26 protein-coding genes are annotated in these 24,087 nt (G+C 69.4%); 13 read left to right on the top strand and 13 right to left on the bottom strand.

All coding sequences use genetic code 11. The features are described from left to right. Nucleotides 1-421 precede the first annotated feature (421 nt). The 3 genes from V3N99_20150 to V3N99_20140 form a co-directional block, all read right to left on the bottom strand. Nucleotides 422-1,240, bottom strand: a complete 819-nt coding sequence (locus tag V3N99_20150) for a potassium channel family protein (GenBank protein MEO3939039.1) — start codon at nt 1,238-1,240, stop codon at nt 422-424. 782 nt (nt 1,241-2,022) lie between these two features. After that, nucleotides 2,023-3,111 carry an ATP-binding protein gene (locus tag V3N99_20145; protein MEO3939038.1) on the bottom strand — a complete coding sequence of 363 codons (1,089 nt, stop codon included), beginning with the start codon at nt 3,109-3,111 and terminating at the stop codon, nt 2,023-2,025. Between the two features lie 50 nt (nt 3,112-3,161). Beyond that, nucleotides 3,162-3,854: a response regulator transcription factor gene (locus V3N99_20140; GenBank protein ID MEO3939037.1), complete on the bottom strand. Its 693-nt coding sequence runs from the start codon at nt 3,852-3,854 to the stop codon at nt 3,162-3,164. A gap of 261 nt (nt 3,855-4,115) precedes the next feature. Here V3N99_20140 and V3N99_20135 point away from each other — a divergent pair, with 261 nt between their 5' ends. Together V3N99_20135 and V3N99_20130 are read left to right on the top strand one after the other, a co-directional pair. Beyond that, nucleotides 4,116-4,370 carry an SHOCT domain-containing protein gene (locus V3N99_20135; GenBank protein ID MEO3939036.1) on the top strand — a complete coding sequence of 85 codons (255 nt, stop codon included), beginning with the start codon at nt 4,116-4,118 and terminating at the stop codon, nt 4,368-4,370. A 208-nt stretch (nt 4,371-4,578) separates the two neighbouring features. After that, a complete protein-coding gene (locus tag V3N99_20130; GenBank protein MEO3939035.1) occupies nt 4,579-5,901 on the top strand; it encodes a multicopper oxidase family protein in 1,323 nt (440 codons plus the stop codon). 423 nt (nt 5,902-6,324) lie between these two features. Here the strand turns inward: V3N99_20130 and V3N99_20125 are convergent, their stop codons facing one another. Next, a complete protein-coding gene (locus V3N99_20125; GenBank protein MEO3939034.1) occupies nt 6,325-6,567 on the bottom strand; it encodes a hypothetical protein in 243 nt (80 codons plus the stop codon). Between the two features lie 400 nt (nt 6,568-6,967). On the opposite strand from V3N99_20125, the gene V3N99_20120 reads away from it, so the two are divergent. From V3N99_20120 to V3N99_20100, 5 genes are all read left to right on the top strand, one after another. Beyond that, complete coding sequence (locus V3N99_20120; GenBank protein MEO3939033.1) at nt 6,968-7,234, top strand: SHOCT domain-containing protein; 267 nt, start codon at nt 6,968-6,970, stop codon at nt 7,232-7,234. Between the two features lie 949 nt (nt 7,235-8,183). Then, complete coding sequence (locus V3N99_20115; GenBank protein ID MEO3939032.1) at nt 8,184-8,945, top strand: PspA/IM30 family protein; 762 nt, start codon at nt 8,184-8,186, stop codon at nt 8,943-8,945. Continuing rightward, the gene (locus tag V3N99_20110; protein MEO3939031.1) at nt 8,942-9,220 is read left to right on the top strand and encodes a hypothetical protein; all 279 of its coding nucleotides are present in this window, start codon (nt 8,942-8,944) and stop codon (nt 9,218-9,220) included. Before V3N99_20115 ends, V3N99_20110 begins: the two co-directional genes overlap by 4 nt. Then, nucleotides 9,217-10,143: a zinc metalloprotease HtpX gene (gene htpX / locus V3N99_20105; protein ID MEO3939030.1), complete on the top strand. Its 927-nt coding sequence runs from the start codon at nt 9,217-9,219 to the stop codon at nt 10,141-10,143. Before V3N99_20110 ends, htpX begins: the two co-directional genes overlap by 4 nt. 4 nt (nt 10,144-10,147) lie before the next feature. Then, nucleotides 10,148-10,711, top strand: coding sequence for a hypothetical protein (locus V3N99_20100; protein MEO3939029.1), 564 nt, complete (start codon nt 10,148-10,150; stop codon nt 10,709-10,711). Between the two features lie 219 nt (nt 10,712-10,930). Here the strand turns inward: V3N99_20100 and V3N99_20095 are convergent, their stop codons facing one another. The 4 genes from V3N99_20095 to V3N99_20080 all read right to left on the bottom strand — a co-directional run bounded on the left by V3N99_20095 (nt 10,931) and on the right by V3N99_20080 (nt 14,894). Continuing rightward, complete coding sequence (locus tag V3N99_20095; protein ID MEO3939028.1) at nt 10,931-11,755, bottom strand: alpha/beta fold hydrolase; 825 nt, start codon at nt 11,753-11,755, stop codon at nt 10,931-10,933. Nucleotides 11,756-12,259: 504 nt separating this feature from the next. Next, the gene (locus V3N99_20090; protein ID MEO3939027.1) at nt 12,260-13,111 is read right to left on the bottom strand and encodes an aldolase; all 852 of its coding nucleotides are present in this window, start codon (nt 13,109-13,111) and stop codon (nt 12,260-12,262) included. 497 nt (nt 13,112-13,608) lie between these two features. Then, nucleotides 13,609-14,316, bottom strand: coding sequence for a DUF305 domain-containing protein (locus tag V3N99_20085; protein ID MEO3939026.1), 708 nt, complete (start codon nt 14,314-14,316; stop codon nt 13,609-13,611). A gap of 110 nt (nt 14,317-14,426) precedes the next feature. Further along, complete coding sequence (locus V3N99_20080; GenBank protein ID MEO3939025.1) at nt 14,427-14,894, bottom strand: DUF6153 family protein; 468 nt, start codon at nt 14,892-14,894, stop codon at nt 14,427-14,429. A 212-nt stretch (nt 14,895-15,106) separates the two neighbouring features. Here V3N99_20080 and V3N99_20075 point away from each other — a divergent pair, with 212 nt between their 5' ends. From V3N99_20075 to V3N99_20065, 3 genes are all read left to right on the top strand, one after another. Beyond that, on the top strand, nt 15,107-15,385 hold the full coding sequence (locus V3N99_20075) for an SHOCT domain-containing protein (GenBank protein ID MEO3939024.1): 279 nt from the start codon (nt 15,107-15,109) through the stop codon (nt 15,383-15,385). Between the two features lie 288 nt (nt 15,386-15,673). After that, nucleotides 15,674-16,243, top strand: a complete 570-nt coding sequence (locus V3N99_20070; protein ID MEO3939023.1) for a heavy metal-binding domain-containing protein — start codon at nt 15,674-15,676, stop codon at nt 16,241-16,243. A gap of 133 nt (nt 16,244-16,376) precedes the next feature. Then, complete coding sequence (locus V3N99_20065) at nt 16,377-16,520, top strand: hypothetical protein (protein MEO3939022.1); 144 nt, start codon at nt 16,377-16,379, stop codon at nt 16,518-16,520. Nucleotides 16,521-16,653: 133 nt separating this feature from the next. Here the strand turns inward: V3N99_20065 and V3N99_20060 are convergent, their stop codons facing one another. Next, a complete protein-coding gene (locus tag V3N99_20060) occupies nt 16,654-17,151 on the bottom strand; it encodes an NAD(P)/FAD-dependent oxidoreductase (protein MEO3939021.1) in 498 nt (165 codons plus the stop codon). 58 nt (nt 17,152-17,209) lie between these two features. Between V3N99_20060 and V3N99_20055 the strand changes: the two genes are divergently transcribed. Together V3N99_20055 and V3N99_20050 are read left to right on the top strand one after the other, a co-directional pair. After that, the gene (locus V3N99_20055) at nt 17,210-17,362 is read left to right on the top strand and encodes a hypothetical protein (GenBank protein MEO3939020.1); all 153 of its coding nucleotides are present in this window, start codon (nt 17,210-17,212) and stop codon (nt 17,360-17,362) included. A 115-nt stretch (nt 17,363-17,477) separates the two neighbouring features. After that, entirely contained in the window at nt 17,478-18,026 is a 549-nt protein-coding gene (locus tag V3N99_20050) for a hypothetical protein (GenBank protein ID MEO3939019.1), read from the top strand. A gap of 686 nt (nt 18,027-18,712) precedes the next feature. Here V3N99_20050 and V3N99_20045 read toward each other — a convergent pair. The 4 genes from V3N99_20045 to V3N99_20030 all read right to left on the bottom strand — a co-directional run bounded on the left by V3N99_20045 (nt 18,713) and on the right by V3N99_20030 (nt 23,272). Further along, the gene (locus tag V3N99_20045; GenBank protein MEO3939018.1) at nt 18,713-20,446 is read right to left on the bottom strand and encodes an ABC transporter permease subunit; all 1,734 of its coding nucleotides are present in this window, start codon (nt 20,444-20,446) and stop codon (nt 18,713-18,715) included. Further along, the gene (locus V3N99_20040; protein ID MEO3939017.1) at nt 20,443-21,189 is read right to left on the bottom strand and encodes an ATP-binding cassette domain-containing protein; all 747 of its coding nucleotides are present in this window, start codon (nt 21,187-21,189) and stop codon (nt 20,443-20,445) included. Before V3N99_20040 ends, V3N99_20045 begins: the two co-directional genes overlap by 4 nt. Then, nucleotides 21,186-22,109 carry a putative selenate ABC transporter substrate-binding protein gene (locus tag V3N99_20035; protein MEO3939016.1) on the bottom strand — a complete coding sequence of 308 codons (924 nt, stop codon included), beginning with the start codon at nt 22,107-22,109 and terminating at the stop codon, nt 21,186-21,188. Before V3N99_20035 ends, V3N99_20040 begins: the two co-directional genes overlap by 4 nt. Nucleotides 22,110-22,180: 71 nt before the next feature. After that, complete coding sequence (locus V3N99_20030; GenBank protein ID MEO3939015.1) at nt 22,181-23,272, bottom strand: radical SAM protein; 1,092 nt, start codon at nt 23,270-23,272, stop codon at nt 22,181-22,183. Nucleotides 23,273-23,408: 136 nt separating this feature from the next. Between V3N99_20030 and V3N99_20025 the strand changes: the two genes are divergently transcribed. Next, complete coding sequence (locus tag V3N99_20025) at nt 23,409-24,086, top strand: class I SAM-dependent methyltransferase (GenBank protein ID MEO3939014.1); 678 nt, start codon at nt 23,409-23,411, stop codon at nt 24,084-24,086. Nucleotide 24,087: the final 1 nt, after the last annotated feature.

The raw sequence follows: 24,087 nt of genomic DNA, 5'->3' as shown, positions 1-24,087 counted from the left end.
CAGTGATGTCTGTCATCACTTTGTAGCGTCAGGCGGTGTTCCGCGTTGAGGTGTGCCATTGATGTGCCATGGCATCCTGGACTGGCACTGCCCACGTCAAAGCTCCGCCACAAACGGGTCTCTGCCGTCTGCGCCGTCGGACAGAGTCAGGAAGGACGTCGTTGGCGCTGTGAGCCACGGCTTCGTGGCCACCGATGCAGCCTGGGCCTTGGTTCAGCCAGCGACTGGCCAAGGCGGCGGCCGGCAAGACCCGCTCGGAAAATGACCCCCGGCATCGACGCATGCGGTGGCTCAGCGCGCACTGTGTCTAACTTCTGCCGGAAACCATGATCGGCGTCGAGTGCGAGTTAGCCGGATCCCAAGCGCCGCTGGTGTCCTGGTTGCAACCAATGCGTGTCGGGTCGCGAAAAGGGGGGGAACCTCAGCCCTGGTGGTGGTCGCGTCCATAGGCTGCAACGATCTCCGCAGGGGTACCAGCGGTCCTGAGGTACTGCCGGTCCAGTAGGGCGGTAAGGTCTTCGACGGCGCTGCGCAGCACTGCCCCCGCCAGTCGTCGTTCATGATCAGTCGCGCCCGCGGCGTCGTCACCGAGAGCCAGCACGGCCGGCAGTGCAACGGCCAGTGAGGTTTCGTGGCCGTCGTGGAAGTAGTAGGTCAGGTTGTACTGCTGCAGGTCGACACGGACCGCCACAAGGTCGGCAGCCAGGCCGTGCAGGACCGACGGCGCCAGGTCGGCTGCCTGCGCCCCCCGCTCGGCCAGCAGGCGCAGCCGGATCGCAAGCGCCCGCCGGGTCGCCAGCGCGGGGTAGATCTGCAGGATCCAGGTCACTGAGGCGGTGAACAGCGCGAAGCCCATCAGCGCCTCGAGCGGGGTGACCAGGCGCAGCCATCCCGACACCGGCACGATGTCGCCGAAACCCAGTGTGGCGCCGACGACGAGCGACAGGTAGAGCGCATCGGCCACGACCGAGCGGCGGGCAGGGTCGAGGCCCGGGCCGTAGGAGAAGGAGCTCGGCAGGTGCGGGAGGTAGATCATCGCCCAGCCAAGAATCGTCAGCACGGCCCACGCCCCGATCACGGCCATCATGGCCAGTGGACCGGCCAGACGCATTCCCGCGGTGCCGCTTCGGCGGGCGAGGAACCATGCGAAGCGGGTAAGGGCCCGAGAGAGCTGGCCGTGGCCCGAAGGGTGAAGCAGTGTGTGGAAGACGTCGCGCAGGACCACCAGGACGACCGCCATTCCCGCCCCACCCACTACCCACGCCGTCACTTCGACGCTCCCTGTCCCCGGACTCCCACGGCCCACCACAACACGTCGCATCTGTCGCTGCCATTCCTGTAGGCGGCACCCGCGAGGCCCCAGCGTGGGCGCGCCGGAGTTGGCCCGATCATCGTCATCGCAGCTTCGACCACGAAGAGCTACGGTACTAGCCCTCCCGTGGTCCACCGAGAGCCGCGCACGGGTGGTTGTCCGCAGTGGGCGTCTTCGCGCCTGCCTGCGGCTTACTGCGCCCGGGTCGCCGCCATGCGACGGGTGTGGCACGTGGCGGCGGCGATGGCCAGGGCCAGGGCCAGGGCGAACGACATCTGCAATCCGGCCCCCACTTGGGGCCCTCATCGCCATGATCGAACTCACCCGCGGCGGACTGTGCCCGCCGCTGCCTCGACGAGCTGCCGCCACCACCGAACGCCCACGGAAGCGTCATAGGAGCCACTTTTTGTACCCATAAGCCTCCCGGATCGTGTTGCCGATATCGACGAACGCCATGCTCCCAGTCCCGGCCGACAGTCGCGGCGCTGCACCGCGAGCCCGACCAGCACTTGGGATGACATCGCGTCGAGCTGCCTCACGTGCTCGAACGTCAAAGGCGGGCGAGAATTTCCCGACCGTCGACGGGTCACTGCTGGGTGGGCTCGACGTGATCGGTCTCAATCCGTCGAACCGGCGTTCCTGACCTGGACGGATCTGTCGCGAGGTCTCCCAGGTCCCGTCATGGTTGCAACCTCTTGCTCCACGCGAGATCACCAATTACTCACCGTGGGAAGGCGGACGATGAAGGTGGCTCCGCAGCCCTTTCCCGCGCTCCGGGCGGTGATAGTCCCGTGGTGAGCTGCGATGAGGGCTCGGGTGATGGTCAGGCCGATCCCGCTGCCGCCCTGGTCGCGGGTGCGGGCGGCGTCGGCTCGATAGAACCGGTCGAAAACGTGGGCGAGAGCCTCCGGACTGATGCCTTCGCCCGTATCTGCGACGGTGATCTCGGCCCATTGTGGGTCTGGGCTCGACGTGGTCACAGTGACGGTGCCACCCGCCGGGGTGTGGCGCCAGGCGTTGTCGAGAAGGTTCCCCAGAACCTGGGCCATCCGCTGGGGGTCGGCGGAAACGAGTGGGGCGTCGACGGCAACGGTGGTGAGACGAATGCCCTTGGTGTCGAACGCGTCCTTGGCGTCGAGGGCAGCCGCCTCGACGAGCACGATCGGGTCGGTGGGGCGCAGCGATGTCTCGAGCTGGCCCTCCTCCGCCCGTGACACGGTTGTGACGTCCTGGGCGAGCCGGCCCAGCCGTCGGGTGCTCCCGCGAAGGACGGCGAAGGTTGGGTCGTCGAGCTCGCACAGCCCGTCCTCGAGGGCCTCTAGATGGGCGTCGATCGTAGCCAGCGGGGTGCGCATCTCGTGGGCCAGGTCGGCGAGCATCCTACGTCTGGTGGTCTCCACCCCTTCGAGCCGTTGCGCGAGCTGGTTGACCGTGACGGCGAGATGATCGAACTCGACGCCGAGGGCGGGGCTCGGGACCCTGGAGCCCGGCCTTCCCTCGGCGATCGCGGAGGCGGCGACGGCAACCGCGACGACCGAGCGCTGCACCCGGCGGGTGAACACCCAGGTGACGGTCAGGGCGATGACCACCGAGACGAGCAGTGCGACGGCGAGCGCGATGATCAGCGCGGAGGCGAACGCCTCCTCGACATGCCTGGCCTCAGTGGATGTGCGCCTGACCCCGGCCTCTTGAAGGTGCTCGTGGAAAATGTTGGGAGCGACGGCCGAGGCGACCAGCCACGTGGTCAAGGCCCCGCCCAGCAGGACCAGGGACTGTGCAGCCAGCAGGCGAGTGGCCAACCCCGGGGAAGGTCGTCGAGCAGCCTGCGCGTAGTCCGGGGTGGTTGGAGTCACTGGCCCGTCCCCATCCGATAGCCGATACCCCGAACGGTGCGGACAAACTTTGAGGTGGTGGCCTCGTCGTTGAGTTTGCGCCGCAGGTGACCGATGTGGACGTCGACGAGGTGCTCGTCCCCTACCCAGCCCGATCCCCATACCTGGTCGATTAGCTGGCGTCGGCTCAAGGCCATCCCGGGGTGCTCGCTCAGCGCGGCGAGCAGGTCGAACTCGGTCCGGGTCAGCGAGACAGGCTCGCCTTCGAGCCACACGTCCCGCCCCAGCAGATCCACAGACAGAGCACCGAAGGTGCGCAGCACCGGCCCGTCGTTGGCGGCGGTCCCCAGTGGCTGGGTGTGGCGCGGACGTCGCAGCAGGGCATGCACCCTGGCGACCAGCTCGCGAGGACTGAAGGGTTTGGTCATGTAGTCGTCTGCGCCCACGGACAGGCCGACCAGCTTGTCGATCTCGTCGTCGCGAGCGGTCAACATCACCACGTACGCGTCGGAGAACGTCCGCAGCTGGCGACACACCTCGATCCCGTCCAGACCCGGCAGACCGAGGTCGAGGATCACGATGTCCGGGTCGACCTCGCGGGCCGACGCGACGGCCGCCTGGCCGTCGTGCCTGAGATACACATCGAACCCCTCACGCTCGAGGTAGCTACCCAACACACCCGCCAAGGCGACCTCGTCTTCCACAACCATCGCCCGGACGCCAGTCGTGCCATTGGGCGGCCGGGCCGTCTGCTTACCGGGGACAGGTGCCATGCCGCCATCGTCGCAGCACGAACCACCCGCACCACCTCTCCCCAGGCATCTTCAGTGAACCTTCACACAAGCACCACCGACACGCCGGTACGGGCCGTGCAGGCTAAGTGAACAAGCCGATAGAAGGAGTTGGACGCCATGTGGTGGAACCACAACGGAATGGACTGGGGCGCGATGAGTGGAGGCGGATGGGTGGTCATGACCCTCCTCATGATCGCCTTCTGGGCGCTGGTCGTGGGCGGCGTGTTCGCCCTTTTCCGCAATGGCCGGCAAGTGACGTCGAAGGGAGAGTCGGACTCGGGCCCGACCGGACCAAGTGCCGAGAACGTTCTCGACGACCGGTTCGCCCGCGGGGAGATCGACGCCGAGGAATACCAAGCACGCCGCGCCCTCCTCAACGCCACCGCAGCGCTAACCACTCCACTACCGTCTCCCCCGCGCCGACTTCGCTGACCCCTGTAGCCCCGTCAGCGAAACTGACCAAGAAGGAAAAGTCTTGACGAACCTCACCCGTCGTTCCCTACTCATCGGATCCTTTGGAGTAGTCGGCACCCTGAGCGTGGCCGGTTTGGCTGGCTGCGGCCGGCCCACTACTGCAGTCGATGCAGGGTCGGCAGCCGTCCGTACCGTGGAAGCCACTCGGCGGCCCACCGGCCAGCGGGTGGTCACTGCCCAGCTCACCCCTAGGGCCACGACCATCGACCTCGGTGGCCTGAGTGTGCCGACGTGGGTCTACGGTGACAGCGTCCCAGGCCCGCTGCTGCGCGCGAATGCCGGTGACCGGTTGCAGGTGGCCGTCAGGAACACCCTTCCGGCACCGACCAGCGTGCATTGGCACGGCATCGCCCTGCGCAACGACATGGACGGCGTCCCCGGGATCACCCAGAAGCCCATCGACCCGGGGGCCGGGTTCACCTATGACTTCACGGCGTCCGACCCGGGCACGTACTTCTACCACCCGCACTCCGGGGTCCAGCTCGACCGCGGACTACACGGGGTCCTGATCATCGACGACCCCCGCGAGCCCGACCACTACGACCAGGAATGGATCGTCGTCCTCGACGACTGGATCGACGGCACCGGCACCACCCCGGACAAGGTCCTGACCAAGCTCAGGGCCACCACCAGCAGCGGTGGCATGGGCGGCATGGGCGGCATGGGCGGCATGGGCGAGACCATGCAGTCGCCGCTGCTGGGCGGGGCGGGTGACATCGCCTACCCGCATTACCTCGTCAACGGCCGGATCCCCACCAACCCGGTCACTCTGGCGGGCAAGCCCGGTCAACGGGTCCGTATCCGCCTCATCAACGCCGGCTCCGACACCGCCTTCCGGGTCGCTCTCGGCGGACACCAGATGACCGTCACCCACACCGACGGCTACCCCGTGCAGCCCGCCGTCGCCGACGCCGTGCTCATCGGCATGGGCGAGCGTTTCGATGTGCTCGTCACCCTCGCTGACGGTGTCTTCCCCCTGGTCGCGTCCGCCGAGGGCAAGACCGGTCAGGGGATGGCCGTCGTTCGCACCAGCCCCGCAGGCGCGGCGCCCGCGGCGACGGCCACCCCGTCGGAGCTCACCCGGCGGGTTCTGCTCGGCACCGATCTCCTCGCCTCAGAGCGGTCCCGACTCCCGGACCGCGCCGTCGACACCAGCCACGACCTCGTCCTGGGCGGGTCCATGACCGGCTACCGGTGGACCCTCAACGGCAAGAGCTTCCCCGACACCGCGCCATTGGAGGTCCGACAGGGAGAACGAGTCAGACTTCGTTTCACGAACCAGACCATGATGTTCCACCCCATGCACGTCCACGGTCACACGTTTGCCCTGACCGCCGGCGGGACGCGCAAGGACACGGTGATCGTCCGACCGATGCAGACGGTGGAGGTCGACCTCCAAGCCGACAACCCCGGTCAGTGGGCCACCCACTGCCACAACATCTACCACGCCGAAGCTGGCATGATGACGACCTTGTCCTACCGGGCCTGAGGCTGTGGGTGAACTGATCGCTTCCCTCATCGTGGGCTGCGTCGACCCGGTGCTTTCGTCTGCCGGAGCAGCATCCATGCCGGCACCTGATGGGGCCGGTCGGGCGCGCCTCGTCGGCTTCGATAGCGCGCCCGGAGGACGTCTGTAGGGGGCCAGGCCAGGCCCTCATCGCCCTCGCCCGCCGCCGGGTCGGCGTCCTGAGGGCCCTCCGGCGCGACAACGGCGTCTTCACCCCAGCCAAACCCGAGCCCCGAGCCGCTTGACAACGTCAGTGTGAATCCACCGACGGTGATTGCGGGGGGTCACGCCGCTGTTCTTGACCGGTGATTCCTCGGTCTTCCGCCGGGTGGCATGGCGTAGCTGCCGGTCTGTCCGGCCCCTTCCACGTCAGGGTCGTTACTCCGGGCCGGTGGGCCGGGGTGGTCAGGGCGTGCGGCGGTGGTGGTGGCCCAGAGGTTGTCCCAGGCGGCTTGCCCAGGGCCAGTTCGCCGGCACGTGCAGGGTGAGCCGGCGGGCCGATGACGTGAAGTGGGCCGGGATCGCAACGAGCTGGGTTTGCAGGGTCGCCCACCGCGCCCTCGCGAGCCGGACCGAGGCGGCCGCGCCGGCGGCGCGCAGGAGGTTGAACTCGAGACAGGCCAAGGCGAGCCAAGCGGGGTCAGCCACGAACCTACCCGACGGGGCGTGGGCCAGGGTGGCCGTTCTTGAGCTCGGCGATGACCTGCTCGACGATGGCGTGGTCGCGGTGGGTCTCGTCCGAAACGGGACTTTGCCGGAGCCCTGGGCCCGGGTGCCCCCCGGGTGCCGGGGCGACCTGGGCGATGGGCCCCTGACCACTCCTTGCCAGAGCACTGCCCTGCCCGTACGGGTGCCTCGAGAAGGTCACGCCTGACTTTGAGAGGGAGGCTCTCGCAACGAGGAGATTCGTTCATTGCGGAGGAGTTCCTCACAGATCAGGAGGCGGCCAGTTCGCAGGGAAACCCGAACAGGGGTCGAAGGTCCCTGTGTCGGCGCTGCGATGGGAGTGAGTCTGGGAGCAGGACAAACCGAGAGAAGGAGACTTGACATGTGGTGGAACGACGGAGTGGGTTGGGGCGGTATGGGCGGGGGGGGATGGGTCGTCATGGCCGTCCTCATGGTGGCCTTCTGGGCGTTGGTCATCGGCGTGATCAACTTGCTTCGCCGGGGCCAGGCGACCAACGTCTCGGACACAGCAAGGGCTACGCCACCGACTGCCGAGAGCGTGTTGGATGAGCGCTTCGCGCGCGGCGAGATCGACGCTGAGGAGTACCAGACGCGTCGAAGCGTCCTGCGCGCCACTGGGCGACGGTAACCACAGGGTGATCAATTCCTGCCCTGTGGTTGCTCCCAAACCATCGTGCGAGCGACGGCGGCAGACCCGGATACCACCCAGCAACAATACGCTTTGACATAAGACCGAGGGAGGTCGAAGCCGGTCGCCTCTCATACGAGCCCACGCGTTCTGAGATATTTCCGACAGCCCTCACGGTTACACCCCCGATTCGAAGCAAGACGTATACGTGCGGCCCTACCCGGTGTGCGCCGTCGGGAGACCACGGGTCGGCGAGGCCCACGATGAATGCGGCCCGGTCTCCGACCATTTCACCATCCGGCAGGTCGTCGCAGTCCGTTAGAGCAACATGCAGCCCGCAGCCCCATCCGCCGAGCGGACATCGGCAAGACGTCACGAACGTTCGACCGTCTTGACGTGCGAGCAGCGTCGGGTGATACACGAACCGGTGCGTGGCTTCCCCGCTGGCTGGGAAGGTGGAAAGAGGCCCGGAGGCCCCGCCGCCATGTTTGAAAGATTCGCGGGGGCATGGCTCGTTGGGTCCGACCTCAAATTTGTAGCGATAACGACGGGATTGGGGCACTGCCTCAGTCGCGAGACCCCCTGTATTCAAAGGAGCAAACAATGTGGCGTCTCATCCAGGAGAACTGGGTCGTGATCACCTTCGTGCTCGCCATGTTGGCCATGCACCTGGGTCACCGCGGTGGGCATGGTGGCGGACAGCATCGTGGTGTTGCCAGCGGATGCGGGGGTCACACCGGGCACCGGGACACACCATCAGCCGAGGAGGCGCAACCCGTCAGCCGCGCCGGCCGCACCCCAAGCCCCAGGACTTGAAACCCCAGGACTCGGGCCACCCCCGCGAAGCGCACGCGGCACTCCCCCCGTCGGCTACCCACCACCGTTGACCGCCTCGGGGTACGGGGTCCACGTCATCACGCCAACCAGACCACACGAAGGGAACACCGTCATGAGCTTGAGCAAACGCCTGGCCCTGATCTTCCGGGCGAAGGCTTCCCGGGCACTGGACCACGCCGAGGACCCGCGGGAAACGCTCGACTACTCGTACCAGAAGCAGATGGAGATGATGCAGAAGGTCCGCCGCGGTCTCGCCGATGTGGCGACCAGCCGCAAGCGGGTTGAGCTGCAGAGCCAGCAGTTGTCCACCCGCACCGACAAGCTGCAGCAGCAGGCGGTCGCCTCACTGGCTGCGGGCCGGGAGGACCTGGCCCGGGAGGCTCTGACGCGCCGGTCAGCCGCGCAGCAGCAGCAAGGCGATCTGGCCCAGCAGCAAGCCGACCTGCAAGTCCAACAGGACAAGCTCACCGCCGCCTTGTCACGGCTCCAGTCCAAGGTTGAGGCCTTCCGGACACGCAAGGAGACGATCAAGGCTAGCTACACCGCCGCCGAGGCGGAAACGCGTGTCGGTGAGGCGGTCTCGGGCATCAGCGAGGAGATGAGCGATGTCGGGCTGGCCATGCAGCGCGCCGAGGACAAGACCGCTCAGATGCAGGCCCGAGCCGGCGCGCTTGACGAGCTCATGGCCTCGGGGGCGTTGGAGGACGCCACCGGGTCGACGAAGGACGACATCCAGGTCGAGCTCGAGCGGATGTCATCGACGTCCGACGTCGAGGCCGAGCTGACACAGCTCAAGACGGCCCTGCCCCCGGGCCGGCCCGGGCCGGACGCGCTGACCCCCGAACCGGCGCAGATACAGAAGGCGACGTCATGATCGTCCGCATCCTCGGTGAGGGACAGCTGGACCTGGGCGAAGAGCACCTGGACGAACTGAACGAGCTGGACGCGGAGCTGTCGGCAGCAGTGACCGCGGGTGACGCGACGCGGTTCGAGCGTGACCTGACGCGGCTGCTGGACCGGGTACAAGCCCTGGGCCGTCCGATGCCCGACAACGACCTCAACGTGTCCGACCTGATCCTCCCCGGCCCCGACAGCAGCCTCGCCGAGGTGACCGCGCTTCTCGGTGAGGACGGGCTGATCCCCGGATGAGTAGGAGCCGGTTCGAGCCCGATCGGGGCCTGACTGCACGGATGCTGGTCACTACGTTCCTCCTCGGCCTGCTGTGGGTGGTCTTCACGGTGGCGCTCATCGTGCTCATCAAGAGCGCGGTGCTCGCCGTCGTGATTGGCGGCGGGCTCCTGTTCGCGCAGTACTGGTTCTCGGACCGGATCGCGCTGTACGCCATGCACGGCCGGATCGTGACCCCTGAGGAGGCACCAGAGCTCCACGGTGTCATCGACCGGCTCTGCGCACTGGCGGACATGCCCAAGCCCGCTGTCGCGATCGCTGACGTCGACGTGCCCAACGCCTTCGCGACGGGACGCAGCCCCGCCCGGGCCGTCGTCTGCGCGACCACCGGCCTCCTGCGCCGCCTCGACACCGAGGAGCTTGAGGGGGTGCTGGCGCACGAGCTGTCCCATGTGGCGCACCGTGACGTCGCCGTCATGACCATCGCGTCCTTCCTCGGCATCCTCGCGGGCCTGATCACCCGTTTCGGCCTGTACGCCGGCCTGTACGGCGGCACGGGCAACCACCGTGGACGCAACTCGAAGCAGGACAACACCGCGTTGGTGCTGATCGCCGTCGTCACGGTCTCGGCCGTGGTCTACGCGCTGTCGTTCCTGCTCACAAGGGCGCTGTCGCGCTACCGGGAGTTGTCCGCGGACCGGTCCGGGGCCCTACTGACCGGTCGCCCCTCTGCGCTCGCCTCGGCGCTGACCAAGGTCAGCGGTGAGATGGCTCGCATCCCCACCCGGGACCTGCGCGAGGCCGAGGCGTTCAACGCCTTCTTCTTCGCTCCGGCGCTCGCCGCAGGATTCAGCCTCACCTCGCTGTTTGCCACCCACCCCCCGCTGGACCGGCGTCTGGACCAGCTAGCCGACCTCTCCCGACAGCTCGGTCAGGTGGTGTAACCCGATGGGCTTCCTGGACTCCCTCCTGGGCCGCTCCACGCCGGCCCCACCCGACCTCGACCAGCTGTTCGCCCTCCCAGCCGCAGCGGTGACCCTCCAGAGCAGCACCCGGTTCCGCCCGACAGGTGTCGGATCGGTGTCCTTCAAGGCCGCCGAAGGCGGCGGCTTCACCGGCCTGCGCGAGCAGGTCGAGCAGCTCCTGGCGCTCGACCAGGGCAAGTACCGCAGCCAGTCCGACCGTTTCGGCTTCACCTGGCTGGTCTGCACCACCGCAGCTGACGACCTCGAGGGTCTGGTCACCGACCTCCACGCGGTCAACAGCAGCCTCGTCGACGCCGGCTTCGGCGCGGCCCTGCTCTGCACGCTCATCGCCTTCACCGACGGCACCCAAACGCTGGGCCTGGTCTACCTGTACAAGCGCGGCACCTGGTATCCCTTTGCGCCCACCGCCACCGACCGCCGCGACACCGGCCTCGAGCTGCAGATCAAGTCCGCGATCGAGCAGGACCTGCGCGTCGAGGCCGACCTCGCGCGCTGGTTCCCCATCGACAACGCCCCCGGCCTGTAAACCACGACTCCCGACCCGCGTGCGCACGGCACGGCGCTCTCATTCCCACTCAGCGAAAGGCTGCACCTCAGCGAGCCGCTGGTCGCTCGCCGTAGCCGACGTCCCACCCTGAAGCTGTTCGGACGCGGGGGAACTGCTCCCCCGCCACCTCCCTCGACGCATGTTCACCGACCTGCCGGTGAACCTGAGCGAGGTAAGATTCCTCACCGCAGTTCGGCCTCACTTAGGCCTCCGTGAGGCCGACCTCGAGGAGCCACCCGGACTGGCCCTGGGGTCACCTTTGGGTGTGGTGGCCTGGTCGATCAGGGAGAGGCACCATTGGGGGTCGGTCAGGGGGAGTAGGTGATCGGCGTGCTGGCAAGTCTCGTGCCGGACATTCGCAAGTCGTCGGGAGAGCGCGCTGGAGCGTCCGGGGACGGGAACGGGATCGCGGGCGCCGTCGGCGATGACGACCGGGGTTCCTCGCTCATCGAGGGCCTGCAGTGCGAGCGCCCATCCGCCGTCGCGGACGAGGCTGGTGAGAGAGCCGGAGAAGCTCGCCCAGGTGTGGTTGACGCCGCTGCGGGCGATCGCGACAGGAAGGTCGGGCCTGGAGACCACTGCCAGCCACGACGCGAGCCCACGGTGGCGGCACGACCAGGCGCAGACTCCCTCAGACACGGCACCCTCGCCCGCAAGGAGAGCCACGAGCGGACCCATAGCCCCCATGCGTGCGTCGGCCTCCGCGCTGGTTCGATACAGCGGCGCTCCGAACGTCACGACTGCGTGTGTCCGATCGGAGTGGGCCGCTGCCCAGCGGATTGCGAGTGCGCCGCCCATCGAGTGGCCGACCACGGTGGTTGGCTGCCGGTCCAGGTCGAGTGCGACGAGGGCGGCGTCGAGGGCGGCCACGTGTGCGGCCGTGTCGTACGGGCCGGCCATGTCCCTCGATCCGCCGAAGCCGAGCAGATCGGGCACGACGACGCGGGCCGATCGTCCCAGGTCGTCGTAAGGGGCGCCGAAGCTGTCGCCGGAGGCGATGAGCCCGTGCAGGAGCAGGATCACGGTCTCCCCCGTGCCGAAGACCCGCACTCGCAGGGGGCCGGCACGCACATCGTCACCGGCCCCGGGTGCCCAACCCCGCACCGCAACTGAGCGGCGGTGACGCACACACCACCAACCGGACAAGGCAAGGGTGACCGCCGTCAGTGACCAGGCGAGCCGGCGCCTGGAACCCAGCCTCAAAGGTCCATCTCCCACGACGGGGTGAACATTCACGATAGTCACCGCGCCTCCTGGATGCGGGTTCCCTGATCCTCGAGAGGAAAGGCGATCGGGGTGGACGAGAGGGCCGGGATCATGGGGGGTCTCCTCGGAGCGTCAGGGCGATCCGATGGGGCCCACCGGGTATGAGCATGCTGGCTTGGGCCTCGACGCACGAGGTAACGAGAGGTTCCGAGCACAGCCGCAACCCGGGCCAGACCCGACCCGACCGCAGCCTCCATTTCGAAGACGACCGCGCGTCGGCCCGGAGGCGCACACCCAGGCCTCCTCGCTGCTCTGGGCCGCTCACGTCGGCTCTGCGCTAGCGGCGGGGTACCGGGCGAGGATGGAACGAAGCTGGGCAGCGAAGCGTAGCGACTCGTCGTGGTCGCGTTGCCAGACATTGCGGCCGTAGATCACCCCGACCGCCCCAGCGTTCATCGCCTCGCGAGTGCGTGACAGCACCGTCTCGTCGTCAACCTTCATCCCGCCGGAGAACACCACGAGGGCGCGTCCGGCTGAGGCGACCACCGCCGCAACAGCCTGTTCGGTGGTGAACAGGCGGTCATAGGGCGCCTTGACGCCCTGCGTGACGGTTGGGTCGGGAAAGTTCACCTTGACGATGTCGGCGCCCAGCTCGGCCGCGGTGCGGGCCGCGTAGTCGATGGCGTAGAAGCTGTCCTGACCTCCCGCGTTGTGCACCGCGCTGCCGCGGGGGTAAGCCCAGACGATGATCGGCATCCCGTACGACTCGGCGTCCTCGCGGACTGTCCGGAACTGGGCGAAGTCCTCCGCCTGCCGGGAGGACCCGACGTAGAGGGTGTACCCGACCGCGTCGGCGCCGAGGCGGACCGCGTCGCGGACCGAGGCGTTGAGGGGCGAGAACGGGGCATCGCTCGGCGGCAGTTCGGTCCGGCCGTTGAGCTTGAGGATGAGCGGCACCTGCCCGGCGTGGTCGCCGTAGAACTTCTCGGCGTTGCCCACCTGAAGCGCGACACCGTTGAAGCGACCCTCCACAGCCAGACGCACGATGTATGCCGGGTCAGCAGCGGGGGGGTTGACGAAGAAGTCCCGAGGCCCGTGCTCCAAGCCCTGGTCGTAGGGCAGGAACATCGCGGTGCCGTTACCGAGGCCATGACCGTACAGGAGACGGTACAACCGGGTCCGCTTCCCGGTGTGTAGCCCCAGCCGCAAAGGCGATCTGAGTTCGCTCATGAGGACGCTCCCTGGTTGGGCCAGGTCCAGTCGTTGATCGCCGGGTGGTCTTCCCCGTGGGCGCGGATGTGGGAGCGGGAGGTCGACCCCGGGACCCGGGTGGCCGGAGGCGAAGTAGTGACCTGAACCGACGATGGTGAACCCCATCAGGTCGATGACGGGCCCGACCCGGGTCGGGCCGGTGGGGTCGTAACGGAACAACCCGTCGTGAGTAGCGAGAAAGAGCTTCCCGTCACCGGGGTCGCGGCCGACGGCGTGCACGTGCTGGCTCGGCAGCGATCCGGCTACGGAACTGGGGGATGTGCCGATGGGTGGAGGGGGCCCGACCGCTGCTTGCTCGGTCGACGCGCACGCCGAGAGCAGAAGGGTGACGAGGCCGCCCGCCGTACCCTGCATGAGGGTACGGCGGGATGACCCCGACGTGCGGGGTGACATGTGGTTCAGCTGCCGAGGGTGGCGAGCAGGGTGGTCATGGTGGTGATCTCCTTGCTCTGGCTGTCGATGATGCTCTGCGCGAGCTGCTTGGCCTCGGTGTTGGCACCGTCGGTGAGCTCGGTCCGGGCCATGGCCACGGCGCCCTGGTGGTGCGCCGTCATCAGCTGCAGCCACAGCTTGTCGAACGCCGCCCCGCTCGTGCCGGACAGCTGCGACATCTGCTGGTCGGACATCATCCCCCCCATCCCCCCAATGCTGCCCATGTCGGAGCCGCCGACCGTCCCGTCGCCCATGGTGCCCGAGGTGGAGGATCCCATCTGGGACATGTCCTGGGTGGGCGCGGGGACGGGCTGGCCCCAGCCGGTGAGCCAGCCTGACATCGTCTCGATCTCGGGGTCCTGGGCTGCCTTGATGGCGGTGGCCAGGTCCTTGATGCCAGGGTTGGTCGCCGTGGTGAGGGCCATCTGCGCCATCGTGACGGCTTGTCGGTGGTGCGGGATCATCCCGGCCGCGAAGGTCACGTCGGCCGGGTTGTGGGGACCGGCCGCCGCGGGTCCGACGGACGCCGAGGTCGTCGCGGGACGGCTGGCGCTGTTCATGCCGGGCATGTCCTGCCCGGGGTTCCCGGCCGAGCTGCCGCCACAGGAGGCGAGGGCGAGCGCGGTGGCCACCGTGACGACGGGCAGGGCGAGAGTGCGCATGGTGAGGTTCATGGGGTGGGTCCTTTGTCGAGTCGCTGAAGGAGGTCATGCAGGACGTGCGCGTATGCCGCCGCGGTAGATCGCCCAGAAGGGCGCGTCGCGGTCGGGCAGCCCGAGGTGGCTCAGGTGCGCAGGATGCAGAGCTTCAGCAAGGACGGACACCGGTACGCCGGCGGAGCCCGATCGCTCCGGACGTTCCCCCACGCGGGGAGGAGCCGTGCCGCGGAACCCAGACCCCGAATTCGGAAGCCCAGCATCCGGGCGATGAGCAGAACGAGGAACGGGAGGACGGCCAGGCACATCGCGGCCATCTGGTGCGACGGATCGACCCCGACCACCGCCCCCACGTCGGCCACCACCGACGTTGTCGCGTGGGCCTCGGAGGACGCGCCCATCCCGGCCATCTGCGTGGTCCCCGCCGACATCGAGTGCCCCGCCGACATCGGCCCGTGTCCGAGGCCGAGGGAGTGCATGGCGACGACCCCCACGATCAGCCCCACCACAGCGAGGAACCGCAGATGTGTCTGGCCCCCCGCAGGCCAGAGGCCGTGCCACGCCAGGCCGGACCGGCGGGTGTGGGCAGGACTCATGGGTCAAGTCTGCCACGGGTCGACGCAGTCGGTTCGCCCCCCCCCGCGGGCCCTGGGGGCAGTCGGAATGGCCCTCTTGGTCTCGGCCAGGGACGTTCGGCCCTGTCCAGGCTGGTCTGACCAGGCGATCGTGGCAGGACCGGAGGACCGTTCACCTCGAATGCTTTACCGGCCAAACCAAACGTGCAACAACGAACAACGAGGAGATCGCCATGATGTGGTGGGGAAACAGTGGTTGGGGTGCCGGCACGTGGACGGTGATGGTCCTGATGATGGTGGTCTTCTGGGGAGCGGCGATCACGGTGGGGGTCTGGGCCATCCGCCGCGCCCGTGCAGGGGTGCGGGAAGGCGGTGCGTCGATGCCGGTCGACCGAGCGGAAAGTGAGCTGGCCGAGCGCTTTGCGCGGGGAGAGATCGACGAGGCACAGTTCACGCGCACCCGGTCCATCCTGCACTCGAGTGACCCGTCGCGCCCCGACTCCGAGGTCTGACCGGCTGCCGGACGCTTGCTTTGATACCCCCAGAGGGTGTGCTTCCGTTATGAGTAGCCGTATTGACGAACCCTCCAGGCCCGGCCAGAGCGACGCGACGTCGGCGGTCGACCCGGTCTGCGGGATGACCGTGGACCCCAGCACGGCCCTGACCGTGGGCCACGACGGCATATCGAGTACTTCTGCTCGGCGGGCTGCAGAGAGAGGTTCGAGACCCCTCCCGGAACCGCTCCTGCGACTGAACCCACGATGGGTGAGGCGGCCGAGGAGGGGATGTACACGTGCCCCATGCACCCGCAGATCCAGCGGCCCGGGCCGGGCGCCTGCCCGATCTGCGGGATGGCCCTCGAGCCGATGACGGTGACCGCGGACCGTGGCCCCAACCAAGAGCTGCTCGACATGACCCGTCGTTTCTGGGTCGGTCTCGCGTTGGCTACCCCGGTGTTCTTGCTCGAGATGGGCAGCCACCTGTTCAGCGCCGTGCAGGACCTGGTCCCGGCGGCGGTCTCGACCTGGGTCCAGTTCGTCCTGGCCACCCCGGTCGTGCTGTGGGCCGGCTGGCCGTTCTTCGTTCGCGGGTGGGCCTCGGTCCGGACCCGCAACCTCAACATGTTCACCCTGATCGCGATGGGCACCGGCGTCGCCTGGGCCTACAGCGTCGTCGCCACCGTCGCGCCGGGGATCTTCCCCCCGTCGTTCCGCACGATGGGTACGGTCGACGTGTACTTCGAGGCGGCGGCGGTGATCACCGTGCTGGTCCTGCTGGGACAGGTGCTCGAGCTCCGGGCCAGAGAACAGACCTCAGGAGCGATCAAGGCCCTGCTCGACCTCACGCCCAAGACGGCTCATCCAGGCTGACCCAGCACCCGTCAAGGAGGAGAGCAGGTGAGTGACACGGTCACGGGAGCCGCTGCCTACGTCCGCAGCCGCCGGGCCGTCGCCCCGTGGTGGTGGCCGGCGCTGGTGCGCTGCCGCCTTGTGGGACCACGTCGTGGGCCTGGCCTCTTTCCCCGGCTTTGCCGAGCTGAAACGCAGCCTGCGTGAACAGCCCCAGCTGGCCGCATTCGGCGTCACCGGCGGCTCCGTCGGCGTCGATGAAGACTGGCACGGCGGCAGCCGCCGACTCAAGAAGTAGCATCACGCGACGCGTCCGCGGCGCCCGGACAGCATGGCTGGGCGCGCGGCACCTGCCGGACCGTGTCCTCTGCACTGCCCCGGGTGAGCGGTGGGTCGGCGGAGGATTGCCGCCTTGTGGTGGGCCTGCCCAGCTAGAGCAGGGAGCCGAGGTCGGATCCGAGGGTGGGGTAGGCGGCGGTGGCTGACCTCAGCCGGCGGGTGGTCAGTCCCAACTTGATGGCCACACCGAGGGTGGTGGCCAGCTCGCCGCACTCGGGTCCGAGCAGGTGGGCGCCGACGACCCGGTCACTCGCCCGGTCGATGAGGATCTTGGCGGCGTCGGTGGACCCCCCGATGCGGTAGCTGGAGTACCAGTTGCTGGTGTCGGAGTAGCGATCTCGACGTCGAGCGCCCGGTCGTTGGCCTCGGCTTCGAACAGGCCGACGCGCACCAGCTCGGGGACGGTGAAGACGGCGGGTCGGGATCCCGGTGTAGTCCGGGGTGGTGGTGCCGTTGAGCATGTTCGACGCGGCGACCTTGGCCTCGGAGACCGCGACCGGGGTCAGCGGCATCCCGGCGGTGTCTGCGGAGTCACCAGCGGCCCAGACGGAGCGGTTCGTGCTGCTCTGCAGGTGGCGTTCGACGTGCACGCCGCGCTCGCCCCACCGCACCCTGGCGGCATCGAGACCCAGGCTGTCGAGGTCGTCGATGCGGCCGGCCCCGTGGACGACGAGGTCGGTCTCGATCGTCTCGCGCCTGCCCGCTCCCTCGAGGGTGACCTGGTACGAGTCGATCCGCGAGGAGTACCTCGGCTACCGCCGGCGCGGTGACGTGCTCGCGGCCGGCTTCCCGCGCGCGTAGGGTCCGCGTCATTCCCTGCCCCCGCGGCGGGCGCTAAGGTGGTGCCCTTGCGGGACCCGACCGCCCGGCCACCACGGTCGAGGCGGGATCCTGGTCCGCACGACGGAGGCTGGCGATGAGCAGTAGCACGGTGCGGTCGGATGCTGCAGTGACGAACGAGCCGGCGTCGACGGCGTTGATGGCCAGGGCGTTCACCGCCCTGCGCATCTTCACCGGGCTGGTCTGGCTAAGCAACGGCCTGGCCAAGCTCATCGGTAAGGCGACCTACGACCTCGGCTTTCTCTCCTTCAACCTCGTCACCCGCGGGGTGGCCGAGAGCATCGCCAAGGATGCGTCGGCCAAGACCTACATCGCGCCGCTCGGGGCCTTCTACCGCGACGTCGTGCTGCCCAACTTCGGCTTCTTCGGCTGGTTCCTCACCGTGGCCGAGCTCGCCGTCGGCCTGGGGCTGGTCCTCGGGGTGCTCCCCCGCGCCGCCGCGCTCGGGGGGCTGCTGCTCATCGGCCCGGTCTACCTCATGCTGCTGCACACCAACCTCTACCTGTGGCAGTACCCCGCGGAAGACCTCTTCCCGCTGGTGCTACTGACGATCGTGCCGACCTGGGGTCGGTGGAGTCTCGCCCAACGGATCCACACCAGCCTGCCGCAACGCTGGCCCTTCTGATCGAGAGCGCCGAAGCGAGGTTGACCCGAGGTGGGGCCCTGATCTGCGGCGACGGTGTCCCGTTGGGTTCCCGATCAGCCAGCACGACCCGCCGCCGGGTTGAAGACCGGGCCCGACGACGCCTTCACAGCCGAGGCTCCGGGCGATCTTGGACCGAAAGCGGGTGCACTATGGGTTGAGGGCAAGGCTGCTTCGCCGAGCTGCCCCAGGGAACAAGTCCGCCGCGGACACTGGTGGCGCATCTGCCATGACGGTCTGGCGTTCAGCTGTGGTGAGGCGGACTCCCTATGCGCGTAGGCAACAACTCGCCGACCGAGTACGCGCACAACTCGTCGTGTGGGTTCCCGAGGTGGTGTCAACCACCCCACACTGCCGTTCCGCCGCCGAACCGTCACCGGACCCCGCCGGGGATGCACGCCACCCAATGTCCCGAGGTGAGTGAGCAGCGCCGTCCTGTCGCCGGGGGTCGATGCCGTCAGCGCACACCCGGTCGAGCGCTTGCTTCTGCTGATCGATGAGCCACCCGTCGTCGAGGAGCGATCCCCGGCCTGCTGGAATCACGGCACGGCCACAACACCCGGGCCGATGCGGCCCAACCGACTCTCGCTGGCGCTCCCGGGCCGTGAAGGTGACGACACTCACCGCGTTCTCAGGGCCCGCCCCCTGGTCGATCCTCCGGCCGTCGGTCAGGCCTCGAGCGCCCGCCGCACCCGCCGTCCGAGGACCTCGCTGAGCAGGCTCACCCCGATCGAGGCCAGCAGCAGGGTGGTCACGACGGGGAAGTCGAAGATCGAGAGGTTCTCGGCGAACAGCTGCCCGAGGCCGGCTGCCCCGACGACGCCCACCACGGCCGTGTCGCGCACGCAGATCTCGAACCGGTAGAGCGAGTAGGTGACGAGGTGCCGGGACGACGGCGGCAGCACCGCCGCGACCGCGGCGGTGGCCGGGCCGATCCCGGCGGCGCGCAGGGCGTCCCGGGGGCGACGGTCGATGCTCTCCCACGCCTCGGCCACCAGCCGGCCGAGGATCCCGCCGGTGTAGAGCCCGAGGGCCAGCGCCCCCGGCAGCACACCCGGAAAGAGCACCAGCAGGGCCAGGGCGGCCCACACCGTCGGCGGGACCGACCGCAGCACCAGCAACGTCATCCGGGCGAGGACGCGGGCCACGGCGACGGGAGCGGCGGCGCCTCGGGAACCGCGCCCCCGGTGGGCGACCGGCCGCACGCGGGTGGCGACGGGACCGACGAGCAGCGACAGGACCACGGCGGCGACCATGGCCAGGACGGCCATCGACAGGGTGTCGAGGACGGCGCCCCCGAGCTCGCCCCACCCGCCACGAGGCAAGGTCGGTGGCAGCATCTCGTGGATGAGACCGGTGGTCAGCGCGTGGGTTCGGTCGGAGAACAGGCCGCCGAGGGAGACGCCCGAGAGGACCCAGGCGGCTACCACCGCCGGCACGATCAGGGCGGCCGACCACCGCGCCCACCGGGTCGGTCCGCCCCTGTCTGCGGCGGCGACCGTGCCGGCCGTCCAGTCGGAGCAGGACGCCACGGACAGGTCGGTCCGCACCCGGGCGCTCCAGACGTCGACGAGGGCCGAGAGCACCACGATCGCGCCGACGAGGGTCCAGACCTCGTCCCAGTTGCGCGACTGCAGGCTGACCACGATCTCGCTGCCGAGCCCGCCGACACCGACGACGCCCAGCACCACGGCCGAGCGGATCGCACACTCGAAGCGGTAGAAGGAGTAGGAGAGCAGCAGCGGCGCCGCGGGCGGCAGCAGCCCGTAGGCGAGGGCCGGAACCGAACCGGCTCCCGCGGCCCGTAGGGCGCGCAGGGCGTGGTGGGGCACGTCGTCGAGGATCTCGGAGAAGACCTTCGCCGTCTGGGCGCCGAAGGGCACCGCGATGGCGAGCACCGCCACCAGGGGGTCGAGGCCGAGGACGCTGACGAACAGCAGCGCCCACACCACCTCGTGCACGGAGCGCATCGCCACGAGCAGACCGCGCACGATCAGCCGCACGGCCCGCACCGCCGGACCCGGCCGGTGGCGCCAGGTCGCGTCGCTGAGCACCAGCGCGCCCGCCGCGCCGAGGACGAGCGCAGCGGCGGTGCCGAGCGCGGCGAAGACGAGCGTCGTGCCCGCCGCGCCCACGACCACGCGCAGGAAGCCGGCGGACAGCGCCGGGTGGGCGACGGCGGACAGCAGGCGCCTCAGCACCGGCAGGCCGCCGGGGTTGACCACGGCCACCCCGGGGGCCAGGGCCCGGACGAGCGCCCAGACGACGGGGACCACGACGAGGGCGGTGCCGGCCAGCCGTCGTAGACCGACCGTGCGCCGCGACGTGCGCGGCCGCGCAGGAGCCGCCGCCTCGGGCGGGCTCCCGCCCGGGCCGGGGGTCTCGTGCAGGGTGAGACTCACCGCAGGGCGTACAGCGCGTCGAGGTCGGACTGCGTCAGCGCATCGACCGGGAGGTCGACGACCACCCGGCCCTGTTGCAGGCCGACGACCCTCGTGCAGTGCCGTCGGGCCAGGTCAGGCTGGTGCAGGCTGACGACGAGTGTGCCGTCGGCCGAGGCGGCCCCCAGCAGCCGGAGCACCTCGGACGCCCGGGAGGGGTCGAGGCTCGAGACGGGCTCGTCGGCCAGCACCACCTCGGGCTCCTGCACGAGCAGGCGGGCGATCGCCACGCGCTGGCGCTCCCCGCCCGACAGTCGTTCGGTGCGCTCGTGCACGGCCCACTCCAGACCGACCCGCTCGAGCGCCGAGTCGACGACCGCGTCGGACCGGGACAGGACCAGGGCGGTGAGCGCCCTGAGGGTGCTCCACCGGCCCAGGCGCCCCGCGTTGACGTTGTGTAGCACGCGCACCTGCTCCACGAGATCGAGGCGCTGGCTGATCGTGCCGATCCGTCGCTGGAGACGGCGCAGGGCGCCCACGGAGAGGAGGGAGAGGTCGCCACCGAGCACCTCCACCGACCCGGAGGTCGGCGACAGCGTCCCGTTGAGCAGGGCCAGCAGGGTGCTCTTGCCGGCCCCGCTCGAACCCAGGAGCGCGACCCGCTCACCCCGCTGCACGGTGAGGTCGACGCCGGTCAGGGCCGCACGGTCACCGAAGCGCCGCTCGACCCCCCGCAGCCGGATGACCGGGTCGCCCTCGCTCACGTGAGTAGTCCCAGCCCCTTCGCGACCGAGGCGAGCTTGTCGTAGTTGGAGTTCTGGGTCGTGATGAACTTCTTGGCTCCGAAGAGGTCGAGGACGACGGCGTCGTCCGGCTTCGTCGGGGTGAGCCCGAGCAGCGCGTCGGTGATCTTCTTCGTGGTGCCCGCGCCGTACTTCTGGTCGACGTCGGGCCGGATCAGCCAGTGGTAGTCGACGAAGCCGGGCGTGCGGAAGAGCGCGGTGACCGCGGACAGGTCGACCTTGCCGGCCTTCTGGGTGGCGGTCCACACCTGCTCATTGACGGCGCCGACCTCGAAGCTGCCCGAGGCCACCGCCTCGATGGTGGCGTCGTGCGACCCAGAGAAGCCCGGCTTGCCCTTGAGGGCAGACAGCTCAAGCCCCGCCTGCTGGATAAAGTACTGCGGCATGAGGCGACCGGAGGTGGAGGTCTCGCTGCCGAAGGTGAGGGAGTGGCCGGCGAGGCTCTTCAGCCCGCTGACGTCAGTGAAGGCCTTCAGTCCCGACGCGGTGTTGGCGATGAACAGGCTGTGGAAGTCGGCGTCGATGTCGCGCTGCGCGATGGCCATCGCGCCCGGCACCCGGGTGCGGGCCTGGACGCCGGTGAGGCCCCCCATCCAGGCCAGCGCGATGTCACCGACGGCGAAGGCGCGCACGACGGCAGGGTAGTCGGTGAGCGGCTCGTACGACATCGGCAGCCCGGTCGCTGCCGTGAGTCGGGAGGCGAGCGCGGGGTAGAGCCGGTTGAGCTTCTCGGGTTTGCTGTCGGGGATGGCCGACAGGGGGAGCCCGGCCCCGGCCCCGGATGCCGATCCGGACGACGTGGTGCTCGAGGTGCCGCAGGCGGCGAGCAGGGAGAGAGAGCCGGCGCCGAGCAGCAGGCTGCGGCGGTCGATGGTGGTCACGAGGTGCTCCTGGGCGGGCAGAGGGGGACGGTCGTGGAGGACGCGGTCGAGGTGGGCTTGGGGGGTGACGATCAGGCGCAGCGGAACACCTCGCGCCCGGAGCGGGTCGCGGCGTCCTGCACCGCCATCGTGTCGTTGACGACCGCGAAGACCTCGTCGATGGGCAGCGGGCTGTCGGCGATCCGCAGGTGCGGGTTGGTCACCGCAACCGGGTGCCACCAGGCCCCGTCGACGGTGATGGTGGGCTCGGGCTCGAGGGTGTCGAGCGAGACGTGCACCCCGGTGTCGGCGAAACCCTCCTGAGCCACCGGGCGGATGACCCGGTCCTCGCGGGCGATGCCCTCGGTGTCGAGGCGGGTGTGGAGCGCCTGCACCGCGCCCGGGTCCTCGTCGTACAGCGTGGCCGCGACCCGCACCCGGAAGCCGAGGGCCCGCGCCTCGCCGATGCCGGTCATCGCCTTGGCCCACGACCCCCTGCCCCGCTGCCGGTCGTGCACCTCTGCGGTGGCCGAGTCGAGGCTGACCTGCAGGGCCACAGTGCGGTCGAGCCCCTCGAGCACCTGGCGGCGGGTGCCCCGAGAGAAGACCATGGCGTTGGTCAGGATCGTGCGGTCGAGGCCCTCGGCAGCCGAAACCAGCTCACCGAGCTCGGGGTGCATGAAGGGCTCACCCCCGGTAAGGAGCAGCTCGCGGCCGCCCATGGCCCGGAACTGCGCGAAGGCCTCGCGGGCGACCTCGGGCGTCAGTCGGCGCGAGGGCGCCTTGGGTGAGGACTGGGCGCAGCAGTAGCCGCAGGCGAGGTTGCAGTCGAAGTTGGTGTAGGCCCACAGCCGCTGGCCGACAGGCGTGCGGTCACCGAGGGTGAACGCGGTGTCGCGCGTAGAGTCGACCACCTTGCGCACGCCGAACCACCAGGGGCCCCCCTCGCTCTCGACGTGCTCCTGCACCACGTCGTGGCCCACCAGCTCGGCCCACACCGGCAGGTCGACGGCGACCGAGCGCTCCTGGCTGCGCACGCCGAGCAGCTGCCCGTGCTCGAGCCGGCGCATCGCGCGGGTGATCAGCAGGAGCAGACCGCTGCCGCAGTCCATGTCGCCGCCGTCGACGAGGCGGGCCACGGGCCCCATGGGCGTGGGGGTGGGAGGGACGACGTCGATGACCATGGGCCCAAACTACGGCCGTCGGCCGGTCCGCGCCCACTCGACGCGGTGGAGAACGGCTTACAGGTTCCTGTCGTTTCGGCCCCTCGACCCCTCCTCCTCTCGCTCCAACGGGGTCCGCGGCCGCTAACGTGGGGGAATGACGAGCAACCAGGGCCCCGACAACGCGCTCTGGCGACCGACCGACGCCGACGGTCGCAAGGACTTCTGGCAGGGCGTGCACGACTCCAAGGACGTCGACGGCGTCTCCTGGTGGCAGTCGGTGCCGGGGCTGTCGCTCGGGCTCGTCAACAAGTCCGGGGTCGTCGCCCACGACCCGATCATCGACGTCGGGGCGGGGTGGTCCACCCTCGTGGACCACCTCGTGGAGAAGGGGTTCTCGGACCTCACCGCCATCGACCTGTCGCAGACAGCCCTGCAGACCGTCCGTGACCGCCTCGGCGAGGCCGGTCGACCGGTGGTCCTGAAGGTTGCCGACGTGCTCGAGCTGCGAATGGGCCGGCTGTACGCCCTCTGGCACGACCGCGCCGTCTACCACTTCCTCACCGAGCCCGACGAGCGCGAGGACTACCTCGCCTCGCTCGAGCGGTCGGTGCGCCCCGGGGGCTGGCTGGTCGTCGCGACCTTCGGGCCCGACGGCCCGACGACCTGCAGCGGGCTGCCGATCGTGCGCTACACCCACGAGGAGCTGGCGGCGCAGTTCCCCGGGTGGGAGCTGGTCGACACCAGCGGCGAGGACCACGAGACCCCGTGGGGCTCGCGGCAGCAGTTCACGGCGGTGCTGATGCGCCGGCGCCCGCCGGCGGCAGGCACCTGAG

It is taken from the genome of Dermatophilaceae bacterium Soc4.6, from assembly GCA_039889245.1.
Taxonomy (GTDB): domain Bacteria; phylum Actinomycetota; class Actinomycetes; order Actinomycetales; family Dermatophilaceae; genus Lapillicoccus.
This window is presented reverse-complemented; position numbering and strand designations above follow the sequence as displayed.